Below are 9,996 nucleotides of genomic sequence, written 5' to 3'. Positions count from 1 at the left end.
GGGGGGGTGGCTTTGTTTTTGGGGGGGGGGGGGGGGGCCGCCAAAAAAACCCCCCCCCCCCCCCACAGCACTTTTGCGGTTCCTATGAGCCGGGTAAGGTTAGGTTAGCCTCACCGATCAAGGGGATGGCACATCGATCCCACCGGGAGGTGAACCGCGTGTACGTCTGCAGTTGCTTCGGCATCACCGAGCAGCAGGTCAAGAAGCACGCGGAGGACGGCGCCTGTACCCCCCGCCAGATAGCTTCGGCCTGCAAGGCAGGCACGGACTGCGGGTCGTGTGTACGCCGCATTCAGGCACTCCTCGGCAGGGGCGCGTGCCCTCGCCGTGAGCTGGCCGACCAGGGGCAGCCGATGCTCACCGACCTGGCGGACGCCGCCTAGCCGGGCTGCTCGCTAGCTGGGCTGCTCGATCTGCTGCGCGAGGTAGAGCGCCTCACCGAGTTTGTCGATGAGCTCCAGCTGCGTGTCCAGGTAGTCGATGTGGTGCTCCTCGTCCTCAAGGATCGACTCGAAGATGTTCGCGGACGTGATGTCGCCCTTGTTGCGCATCACCTCGATGCCGCGCTTGAGGCGGTCGATCGCCTCGATCTCGACCTGCCGGTCGGCCTGGAACATCTCGGTGACCGTCTGTCCGACCCGCACATGGAACAGTCGCTGGTAGTTCGGCAGGCCGTCCAGCATGAGGATGCGCTCGGTGAGCTTGTCCGCGTGCTTCATCTCGTCGATGGACTCTTCACGCGTGTACTTGGCGAGCTTCGTCCAGCCCTTGTTGTCCTGGATCCGGTAGTGCAGCCAGTACTGGTTGATCGCCGTCAGCTCGCCGGTCAGCTGCTCGTTCAGAAATTCGAGGACCTCGGGGTCGCCCTGCATCGCAGAGGCTCCTTCCACGCGGGGGAACTGGCTGGTTGCGCCGCATGATTGCACCGGCGACGTAGATCGTCCAGTAAGTCTTCACTTAGTAAGTAAGTGCATGCTTAGTCCGCTTTGTTGCGGATTGTGGATGGGTGTGGTCAGGTGCACTGCTCCCGGTCTGTCAGGATGGAGTCATGGGTCAGCCGGTGGAGCGCGAAACTGGAGAAGCCGCACACTCCGAGCTTCCGCCGGGACAGCGGGTGCAGCGCGGCTGGCCGGTCACGCACTACGGCCCGGTCCCCAAGTTCCGCCCCGAACGCTGGGAGTTCAGGGTGTTCGGGTCGACCGCCGATGGCGAGAAGCACTGCTGGACTCATGACGAGTTCGCGGCCCTGCCGTACACCACAGTCGTCGCCGACCTGCACTGCGTCACGAAGTTCAGCATGCTCGGCGCGGAGTGGGGCGGCATCCCGGCTCGTACGATCCTGGAGATCGCCCCTCCCGCCCCGGCTGTCACACATGTGATGGTGTGGGCGGAGTACGGCTTCAGCTCCAACCTCCGCCTCGCCGACTTCGCCTCCGAGCGCACGATCTTCGCGACCCACAAGGACGGCGAACTCCTCACGGCGGAGCACGGCTTCCCCCTCCGTCTGGTCGTCCCCCATCTGTATGCCTGGAAAGGGCCCAAGTGGGTCCGCGGCGTGGAGTACATGACCGCCGACCGCCGGGGCTTCTGGGAGGAGCGCGGCTACCACAACATCGGCGACCCGTGGAAGGAACAGCGCTACTCGTACCAGGAGGAGCCCGGGGACGGCCCCGAGCTCTGACTCCTGCTCCTGCGCGGATTCTCCGTCGTGCTCTCGCCGGTCCTCAGTGGTACTGGTGCACCACCGCGTGCCCCTTGCCGCGCCCGATCATCCACTTGTTCACCGGCGTGGTGAGAACGAAGGCGACGGCGAGCGCGATCGCCAGCACCCACCAGAACAGCGGGTCGGTGAGCCCGGCGTCCATGGCGCCCGGCCAGAGCACGATCACACCGTTGTCGACCAGCTCCATCACGGCGATGGACAGGGTGTCCGCGGCCAGCGCCACCTTGAGCGCGGCGCGCATGCCGACGCCGGCCTTCAGTACGCCGCGCAGGGTGAGCGCGTAGCCGAAGAAGAAGGCGAGGACGATCGCCAGGATCAGCGTCGGCACGGCGCCCCAGCCGAGCGCGGTGCCGATCACCATGCCCAGCACCTCGCCGATGGCGCAGCCGGTGAGGCAGTGCAGAGTGGCCCGGACGGCCATCGCCCAGGTGCTTGCGGCGGCCACCTCGTGGTGGTGAGCGTGTGCCGCGTGCGCTTCGTGCTGCATGACTGCCCCCAATGCCAGGTTACGGTTCCTGTACCGAACGGGAACCGTATACCCCATGGGGGTATTCCGTAGCGGGCTATGAATCCCGAAGTTTCTTCAGCCGCTCCACGTCCGCCGCGTGGCCTTCCTTCCCGCCGGGCGTCTCGATGATCAGCGGTACGCCCTCGGTGGCCGGGTGGGTCATCAGCGCCCGGAACGGGTCCTCGCCGATGTGACCTGCGCCGATGTTCTCGTGCCGGTCCTTGTGCGCGCCGACGACGTCCTTGGAGTCATTGGCGTGGATCAGCTTCAGCCGGCCCTCGCCGACGGTGTCCACCAGCAGGTCGAGCGTCTGGTGCATACCGGAAGGGCCCGTCAGGTCATGGCCGGCGGCGAAGATGTGGCACGTGTCCAGGCACACGCCCAGCTTCGGATGGGCGTCCAGCGCCTCGAAGTACGGACCGAAGTCCCAGGTGCGCGAGCACAGCGAGGAGCCCTGGCCCGCCGTCGACTCCAGCAGCAGGAAGGGGTCGTCGTCGTGGGTCAGCTCGTCCAGCAGCGGCAGCATGTGCTCGCGTACCTGCTTCAGGGCCACCGAGCGTTCCCGGCCGCCGGTCGCGCTGCCGGTGTGCACGACGACGCCCAGCGCCCCGATCTCCCGCCCGCGCCGCAGCGAGTGCCGCAGCGACTCCACCGACTTCTCGACGGTCGCCTCCGTGTGCGAGCCGAAGTTGATCAGATACGGCGCATGCACATACGCCGGGATCGACTCGGCCTCGCACACTGCGCGGAACTCCTCGTCCTGCCGCGGGTTTCCGGCCGGTGTGGCCCAGCCGCGCGGGTTGGCGACGAAGACCTGGACCGTCTCGGCCTTGAGTTCGTGGGCGTAGCCGAGCCCGACGGAGCTAAGACCTCCGGCCACGGGGACATGGCCGCCGACCGGGTTGCGCTGAGTTATCACCGGTCAAGGGTCCCATGGGGCTGGTGCGCGTCCCGCGGCCGGGTGACCGCACCCACCCAGGGGCGCGGGGCTGTGCCGATTTGCGGCTCCGCCGCGCGGGCGTGAGCAACCCCCACCGGCCCGCAGCCGTCCGACGGCATGACGTGGCACATCCATAGGCGCCCGGCACAAGCCCGGCGCAGCGTCCGTCACCGGATGGTGATCGTGATCGTCGACCCCTTCGGCGCCGTCTCGCCGCCCTCCACGGACTGCTTCTTCACCGTGTCGCCGAACAGCCCGAGCAGCCCGCGGTCCTCGTCCACCTCGAAGCCGGCGCCCTCCAGCGCGGCCTTGGCGTCGTCGACGCTGTCGCCGACCACGTCCGGGACCTCGATCATCTCGGGGCCCTTGGACAGCGTCAGCGTCACGGTGTCGCCCTTGGCGGCCTGCTTGCCCTCCGTCGGCGACTGCTGGGCGACCTGGCCGGCGTCGAACTCGGAGTTGACCCGCGCGGAGGCTACCTTCACCTTCAGACCGGCCTCCGTCAGGTCGGCCCTGGCGTCGGCGAGGCTCTCGCCGGTGACGTCCGGGACGTCCACCGGGCTGCCCTTGCTGACGGTGAGTTCGATCGCGGAGCCGGAGCGGACCTTGGTGCCCTTCCCGGGGTTCACGGAGATGACGAAGCCCTGGGGAACGTCGTCGTTGAACTCCTCGGTCTCCATGCCCGGTTCGAGACCGCTGTCCTTCAGCACGGCCTTCGCCTTGTCCAGCTTGTAGCCCTGGAGGTCGGGCACCTTCACGGTCTCCGGTCCTCTGGAGATGACCAGCGACACGGAGTCGTTGTTCCGGATACGGGCGCCGGTCGCCGGGTCCGTGCTGATGACCTTGCCGCGCTTGACGGTGTCGCTGTAGGCGCGGGAGACCTTGCCGACGTCGAGCCCGGCGTCCCCCAGCCGGTCCTTGGCCTCCGCCTCGGTCTTGGCGAGCAGCGGCGGGACCTTGGTGAACTGACCGGAGTTGATGTACCAGACGCCGACACCGAGGCCGAGGACCAGCAGGACGGCGGCGACGATGACGAGCGGACCGCGCGGCGCACTCAAGCCCCCCGACCGGCGCCGGGGCGGCAGGGGCGGCGGGGTTTCCAGCCGGCTGGTCCGGTGGTAGACGGCCTCGGGATCAGGCTCGTCCTCGTGCACCGGCAGCGGCCGCTGGAGATTCAGCGCGCGCGGGATCACGCTCGTACGGTCGTCGGCGTTGCTGTGCTGCGCCGAGAGCGCCTGCGGCGGCATCACGTCCAGCTGGTCCGCGCTCAGCGCGGCACGCGTCTCGCGGGCGTGGGCGAGCAGCGCCACGGCGTCGTACGGGCGGAGGTCCGGGTTGCGCGCGGTGGCCGACGCGACCAGCTCGTCGAGCTCGTACGCCAGCCCCGGCACGGCCGCCGAGGGCGGCGGGACGTCCTCGTGGAGGTGCTTGTAGAGCACCACGGCGGGGGAGTCCCCGTCGTGCGGCTTGTCGCCGGTGAGCATCTCGTACAGGACGACACCGCACGCGTACACGTCGACCCGGGCGTCGGCGGCGCCCGGCTGCTCGATCTGCTCCGGCGCGAGATAGGAGACGGTGCCGAGGACGGCGCCGGTGGTGCTGGTCACGGTGTCCACGGACCGCACGAGCCCGAAGTCGGCGACCTTGACCCGCCCGTCGTCCCCTATCAACACGTTCTCGGGCTTCATGTCCCGGTGCACGAACCCGGCGCGGTGCGCGGCACCGAGCGCGGCGAGCACCGGCTCCAGGATGTCGAGGGCGGCCCGGGGCTGCAGCGCGCCCCGGTCGCGCAGGACGTCACGCAGGGTGCACCCGGCGACGTACTCCATGGCGAGATAGACGTACGACCCGTCGGTGCCCTGGTCGAAGACCTGCACGACATTGGGGTGCGCGAGCCGGGCGACGGACTTCGCCTCACGGATGAACCGCTCGACGAACACCCCGTCGACCGCCAGTGCGGGATGCATCACCTTGAGCGCGAGGACGCGGTCGAGGCGGGTGTCCAGGGCCCGGTAGACCGTGGCCATCCCGCCGACCGCGATCCGCGCGTCCACGCGATACCGGCCGTCGAGCACCTGCCCGACCAGAGGGTCCTGAAGGGTCGTATCCACGCAGGTGAGTGTACGAGCCGACACCGACACACCTACCGGTTCGGCCGGGATCGGGGCGGTACTGCAGCCGAGCTGTGACGCAAACCACGTGGCTGGGCCGCTAGAAAGCGGGCCGTTCCGGGTCCAGCCTCGCCAACCCCTCCGCGGGGGACGACGCCTCCGCGAAGTGCCGTCGGGGAATCCGCCCCGCCCGATAGGCCAACCGCCCCGCCTCCACGGCGTGCCGCATCGCGTCGGCCATCAACACCGGCTCCTGTGCCCGCGTCACCGCCGAGGCGAGCATCACACCCGCGCACCCCAGCTCCATCGCGAGCGCCGCGTCGGACGCCGTACCGGCACCCGCGTCCAGAATCACCGGCACGCGCGCGTGCTCCATGATCAGTTGGAAGTTGTGCGGATTGCGGATGCCGAGCCCGGACCCGATCGGGGAGCCGAGCGGCATGATCGCCGCACAGCCGACGTCCTCCAGCTTCCGCGCCAGCACCGGATCGTCATTGGTGTACGGCAGCACGGTGAACCCGTCGTCCACCAGCGTCTCCGCCGCGTCCAGCAACTCGATCGGATCCGGCAGCAGCGTCCGCTCGTCGGCGATGACCTCCAGCTTGATCAGATCCGTACCGAGCGCCTCGCGCGCGAGGCGGGCCGTCAGGACCGCCTCGCCCGCCGTGAAGCACCCCGCGGTGTTCGGCAGCACCCGGATCCCGAGCTTCTCCAGCACCGACAGGACGGACCCGTGCACCGACGGGTTCACCCGCCGCATCGCGACCGTGGTCAGCTCGGTCCCGGACGCCACCAGCGCCCGCTCCAGCACCTCCAGGCTGGGCGCCCCGCCCGTGCCCATGATCAGCCGGGAAGTGAAGGACGTGCCGGCGATGACAAAGGGATCGTCGGCCATGGTTCAGCCTCCTTGGACGGCGGTGAGGACCTCGACGCGATCACCCTCGGAGAGGGACGTCGACGGCCACTGTCCGCGCGGGACGACGGTTTCGTTGAGGGCGGCGGCCACTCCGGAGGGCGCCGCGGTGAGCATCTGTACGGCGACGTCGAGCGCCGTACCGGGAGCGACCTCTCGCCGCTCCCCGTTGAGGGAGATGTTCATGCGGGCTGCTCCGTGAGTGCGGCGGGAGAGAAACGCTTCGGGGTGAACGGCCGTGCCTCGTCCGGGAGTTCACCGGTGGCCAGGACGTGCGCCATGGCGTCCCCGGTGACCGGCGTCAGCAGCACGCCGTTGCGGTAGTGCCCGGTGGCCAGCAACAGCCCCTCCAGCTCGGTCGGGCCGAGCATCGGCGCGTTGTCGGGGGAGCCGGGGCGCAGACCGGCCCGGGTCTCCGTGAGCGGCAGTTCGGTGATGCCCGGCACCAGCTCATGGGCGTCGCGCAGCAGCTCGTACACGCCGCCCGCGGTCACCGTCGTGTCCCAGCCCAGCTCCTCGCTCGTCGCCCCGACGACCAGCTCCCCGCTCTCGCGCGGCACCAGATACACCTGGCTGCCCCGCACCACGGCCCGCACGGTCCGGTTCAGGAACGGCGCGTACCGCTTGGGCACGGTCAGCCGCAGCACCTGCCCCTTCACGGGGCGCACGGGCGGCAGTACGTCGTCCGGGACTCCGGGCAGCCGCCCGCTGAGGCTCCCGGCTGCGAGGACCACCTGGTCCGCGCGCAGCCCGGTGCCGTCGGTCGTGGTGACCCCGGCGACCCGGGCCCCTGCGACGTCGAGGCGCTCGGTCCAGGTGCGGTGGAAGACCACGCCGGCCCGCTCGCACGCGACCACCAGGGCCCCGGCGAGCCTGCGCGGGTCGATCTGGTGGTCCCCGTCCACCCGCAGCCCCCCGCGCACGCCCGGCGCCAGCATCGGCTCCAGGCGCCTGCACTCCCGCCCCGACAGCCACTCCGAGTCCAGCCCCGACTGGCGTTGCAGGGCGTGCAGTTCGCGCAGATGGGCGCGGTCGTCGGCGTCCAGCGCGACGGCGAGCGTGCCGCACTGGCGGTAGCCGAGGTCATGGCCGGTGAGGTCGGACAGCTCGGCCGCGAAGTCCGGGTATCGCCGTGCCGACTCCAGATTCAGGCCCAGCAGGGTCTGCTCGCCGTAGTGCAGTTCCGTGACGGCGGCCAGCATCCCCGCCGCCACCTGGGCGGCCCCGCCGCCCGGCTCCGGGTCCACGACAGCCGTCGTGAACCCGCGTTGTGCGGCCCGCCACGCCGTGACCAGGCCGATGATTCCGCCCCCGATGACAAGGACGTCTGACGTTCGCGTACGCGACATGGGCGTCCAGCCCCTCCCTTCGCCGGCATGACCCGGATCAGGTTCGTACGGTCGGAGGCCGCCAGCCTCCCTCTCAGCCCGGTGCGTCCGGGCTCCCGCGAGTGCTCTACGTTGGCCACCCTAGCCCGCCCCCACACGTCTCAGTAAGGGAGCCTGTGCCCATGGCCTGCTCGCTCGACGGTCTCGTCCTCGCCCCCGTCGCGGACCAAGCCCCAGGTCAGGTGGGTACCCGGACCCGATTCACGTACCACGAGAAGGATGGCGAGATCTGGGCCGAGTACGCGGGCGGCGACGTCGTACGCGGGCATCTCGTGGGCACCCGGGACGGCGACCGGCTGGACTTCCGGTACGTGCAGCTGAAGCGGGACGGGACCACGTCTTCCGGCCACTGTGTGTCGACGGTGGTCGAACTCGCCGACGGGCGGGTGCGGCTGGAGGAGACCTGGGAGTGGGAGTCGCAGGAAGGCTCGGGAACCAGCGTTGTGGAGCAGGTCACTGGGCACGACTCCTGACTGACAAATTGTCAGTTGTCTATGGTGATCAGGTGAGCGAGCAGACGACGCAGTCGCAGCGGAAAGTGGTCGTCGCCGGCGCCGGCATGGCCGGAGTGCAAACGGCGGTCGCCCTGCGGGAGCAGGGATTCACCGGCACCATCACGCTGATCGGCGCCGAGCCCCATCAGCCGTACGACCGGCCACCCCTGTCCAAGGCCGTGCTGCTGGGCAAGGCCGAGGGCTCCGCCTTCGACGTCGACTTCGAGGCGCTCGGCATCGACCTGCGGCTGGGCCGCGAGGTGCTGGGCGTACGCACCGCCGACCGCGAGCTGGACACCGAGGCCGGGCCCGTGCCGTACGACGACCTGGTGCTCGCGACCGGTGCCGAACCGATCCGGCTGCCGGGCGCGGAGGGGGTGCCCGGCGTGCATCTGCTGCGCACCCTGGACGACGCCGAGCGGCTGCGGCCGGTGCTTGCCCGGCAGCACGACATCGTGGTCGTCGGGGCGGGCTGGATCGGTGCGGAGTTCGCCACGGCCGCGCGCGAGGCGGGCTGCGCGGTGACGGTCGTGGAGGCCGCCGACCGGCCGCTCGCGGGGGCGCTGCCCGAGGAGGTGGCGGCGCCCATGGCCGGCTGGTACGAGGACAGCGGGGCGGTACTGCGCACGCACACGCGCGTGGAGCGCGTCGAGCCCGGCGTGGTGCTCCTCGACGACGGTACGCGGCTGCCCGCGGGCGCCGTCGTGGTCGGCATCGGGGCGCGGCCCGCGACGGCCTGGCTGGCGGACTCGGGTATCGAACTCGGCGCGTACGGGGAGGTCGTGGCCGACGACCATCTGCGCACATCCGTGCCGGACGTCTACGCGGTCGGCGACTGCGCGTCCTTCCCCTCGGGACGGTATGGCGAGCGCCTGCTGGTCCACCACTGGGACAACGCCCTCCAGGGCCCGCGCACGGTCGCCGCGAACATCCTCGGCGAGACCCCCGCGGTCTACGACCCCGTGCCGTACTTCTGGTCCGAGCAGTTCGGCCGCTTCGTCCAGTACGCCGGCCACCACGCCGCCGCCGACACGACCCTGTGGCGCGGAGAGCCGTCGGGCCCGGCCTGGACGGTCTGCTGGCTGCGGCGCGACCGCCTGGTCGCCCTCTTGGCGGTGGGCCGGCCGAGGGATCTGGCGCAGGGGCGCCGGCTGATCGAGTCGGGCACGCCGATGAACGCGGAGCTGTTGACGGACCCGGCGCGGCCGTTGAAGGCCGCGACGGCGTAGCGCGTCGAGGGCGACGCCTCCTCCCGGGTGGACCGGCCTGGCTTCCGACTGTCAGTGGCAGATGGCAGGCTTGTTCCCGTGACCGAGATTGACGCAAAGATCGATGCTCTCGTCCCCGCCTGGCTCACCCTGCCCGACATCGCCGAACAGCTCGGCGTCGAGGTGACGCGCGTCCGGCAGCTGGTCAAGGAGGGCCAGCTCATCGCCGTACGCCGTGGTGAGAACCGCGCGCTGCACGTCCCTGCCGCCTTCATCGACGGGGACAAGGTCGTCAAGGGCCTGTCCGGGACCCTGACGCTCCTGCGGGACGACGGCTTCACGGACGAAGAGATGCTGGAGTGGCTGTTCACCCCCGACGAGAGCCTGCCCGGTACCCCCGCACAGGCCCTCAGCGAGAATCGCGGCACGGAGGTGAAGCGCCGCGCCCAGGCGCTCGCCGTCTGATCTGAAAACCCGGATCCGAACACCGTTCGGCGTACGGGTCGGGGCCTGCGGGCCACGGCCGCGGTCGAGCACGGCCCCACGGCCGTGGCCGAGCACGCTCGCCGGGGCCACCGCCCCGGCCCGTACGCCCTCGACGACAGCACCGCCGCGGGCCGCCGGGAGACACCGCCCGCGCCGCTCCGGCTACCGTGCGTGGGGTCCGGCACCAGCCCGACGTCACCCGCCCGGCAACCCGACCACCAGGGG

12 protein-coding genes and 1 riboswitch are annotated in these 9,996 nt (G+C 70.5%); of the genes, 5 read left to right on the top strand and 7 right to left on the bottom strand.

Translation table 11 applies throughout. The features are described from left to right. Window positions 1-149 precede the first annotated feature (149 nt). Window positions 150-383: a (2Fe-2S)-binding protein gene (locus POF73_RS25115; RefSeq protein ID WP_272119364.1), complete on the top strand. Its 234-nt coding sequence runs from the start codon at window positions 150-152 to the stop codon at window positions 381-383. A gap of 12 nt (window positions 384-395) precedes the next feature. On the opposite strand, the gene bfr is transcribed toward POF73_RS25115, so the two are convergent. Further along, a complete protein-coding gene (bfr, locus tag POF73_RS25110; protein WP_272119351.1) occupies window positions 396-872 on the bottom strand; it encodes a bacterioferritin in 477 nt (158 codons plus the stop codon). 176 nt (window positions 873-1,048) lie between these two features. Between bfr and POF73_RS25105 the strand changes: the two genes are divergently transcribed. After that, a complete protein-coding gene (locus tag POF73_RS25105; RefSeq protein ID WP_272119349.1) occupies window positions 1,049-1,681 on the top strand; it encodes a sulfite oxidase-like oxidoreductase in 633 nt (210 codons plus the stop codon). A 43-nt stretch (window positions 1,682-1,724) separates the two neighbouring features. On the opposite strand, the gene POF73_RS25100 is transcribed toward POF73_RS25105, so the two are convergent. From POF73_RS25100 to thiO, 6 genes are all read right to left on the bottom strand, one after another. After that, window positions 1,725-2,210 carry a DUF4396 domain-containing protein gene (locus tag POF73_RS25100; RefSeq protein ID WP_272119347.1) on the bottom strand — a complete coding sequence of 162 codons (486 nt, stop codon included), beginning with the start codon at window positions 2,208-2,210 and terminating at the stop codon, window positions 1,725-1,727. Window positions 2,211-2,286: 76 nt separating this feature from the next. Next, a complete protein-coding gene (locus POF73_RS25095) occupies window positions 2,287-3,150 on the bottom strand; it encodes a deoxyribonuclease IV (RefSeq protein ID WP_272119345.1) in 864 nt (287 codons plus the stop codon). A gap of 188 nt (window positions 3,151-3,338) precedes the next feature. Further along, the gene (gene pknB, locus POF73_RS25090) at window positions 3,339-5,282 is read right to left on the bottom strand and encodes a Stk1 family PASTA domain-containing Ser/Thr kinase (RefSeq protein ID WP_272119343.1); all 1,944 of its coding nucleotides are present in this window, start codon (window positions 5,280-5,282) and stop codon (window positions 3,339-3,341) included. A 100-nt stretch (window positions 5,283-5,382) separates the two neighbouring features. Continuing rightward, window positions 5,383-6,177: a thiazole synthase gene (locus POF73_RS25085; protein WP_272119342.1), complete on the bottom strand. Its 795-nt coding sequence runs from the start codon at window positions 6,175-6,177 to the stop codon at window positions 5,383-5,385. 3 nt (window positions 6,178-6,180) lie between these two features. Continuing rightward, window positions 6,181-6,381: a sulfur carrier protein ThiS gene (thiS, locus tag POF73_RS25080; protein WP_272119340.1), complete on the bottom strand. Its 201-nt coding sequence runs from the start codon at window positions 6,379-6,381 to the stop codon at window positions 6,181-6,183. Continuing rightward, window positions 6,378-7,544 carry a glycine oxidase ThiO gene (gene thiO / locus POF73_RS25075; protein ID WP_272119338.1) on the bottom strand — a complete coding sequence of 389 codons (1,167 nt, stop codon included), beginning with the start codon at window positions 7,542-7,544 and terminating at the stop codon, window positions 6,378-6,380. The genes thiS and thiO overlap by 4 nt, the downstream gene beginning before the upstream one ends. After that, window positions 7,542-7,653, bottom strand: a riboswitch (TPP riboswitch). Its footprint overlaps the gene before it by 3 nt. A 52-nt stretch (window positions 7,654-7,705) precedes the next feature. Here thiO and POF73_RS25070 point away from each other — a divergent pair. From POF73_RS25070 to POF73_RS25060, 3 genes are all read left to right on the top strand, one after another. Continuing rightward, the gene (locus POF73_RS25070) at window positions 7,706-8,056 is read left to right on the top strand and encodes a hypothetical protein (protein WP_272119336.1); all 351 of its coding nucleotides are present in this window, start codon (window positions 7,706-7,708) and stop codon (window positions 8,054-8,056) included. 32 nt (window positions 8,057-8,088) lie between these two features. Next, entirely contained in the window at window positions 8,089-9,306 is a 1,218-nt protein-coding gene (locus POF73_RS25065) for an NAD(P)/FAD-dependent oxidoreductase (RefSeq protein ID WP_272119334.1), read from the top strand. A gap of 78 nt (window positions 9,307-9,384) precedes the next feature. Next, entirely contained in the window at window positions 9,385-9,750 is a 366-nt protein-coding gene (locus POF73_RS25060) for a helix-turn-helix domain-containing protein (protein ID WP_186284374.1), read from the top strand. Window positions 9,751-9,996: the final 246 nt, after the last annotated feature.

It is taken from the genome of Streptomyces sp. HD, assembly GCF_028369295.1.
Classification (GTDB): Bacteria; Actinomycetota; Actinomycetes; order Streptomycetales; family Streptomycetaceae; genus Streptomyces.
This window is presented reverse-complemented; position numbering and strand designations above follow the sequence as displayed.

What these genes read in the sequence shown, in the direction of transcription:
- POF73_RS25105 (WP_272119349.1), top strand. Translation starts at nt 1,049, where the DNA reads ATGGGTCAGCCGGTGGAGCGCGAAACTGGAGAAGCCGCACACTCCGAG.
- POF73_RS25070 (WP_272119336.1), top strand. Translation starts at nt 7,706, where the DNA reads ATGGCCTGCTCGCTCGACGGTCTCGTCCTCGCCCCCGTCGCGGACCAA.
- thiS (WP_272119340.1), bottom strand. Translation starts at nt 6,381, where the DNA reads ATGAACATCTCCCTCAACGGGGAGCGGCGAGAGGTCGCTCCCGGTACG.
- POF73_RS25100 (WP_272119347.1), bottom strand. Translation starts at nt 2,210, where the DNA reads ATGCAGCACGAAGCGCACGCGGCACACGCTCACCACCACGAGGTGGCC.
- thiO (WP_272119338.1), bottom strand. Translation starts at nt 7,544, where the DNA reads ATGTCGCGTACGCGAACGTCAGACGTCCTTGTCATCGGGGGCGGAATC.
- POF73_RS25085 (WP_272119342.1), bottom strand. Translation starts at nt 6,177, where the DNA reads ATGGCCGACGATCCCTTTGTCATCGCCGGCACGTCCTTCACTTCCCGG.
- bfr (WP_272119351.1), bottom strand. Translation starts at nt 872, where the DNA reads ATGCAGGGCGACCCCGAGGTCCTCGAATTTCTGAACGAGCAGCTGACC.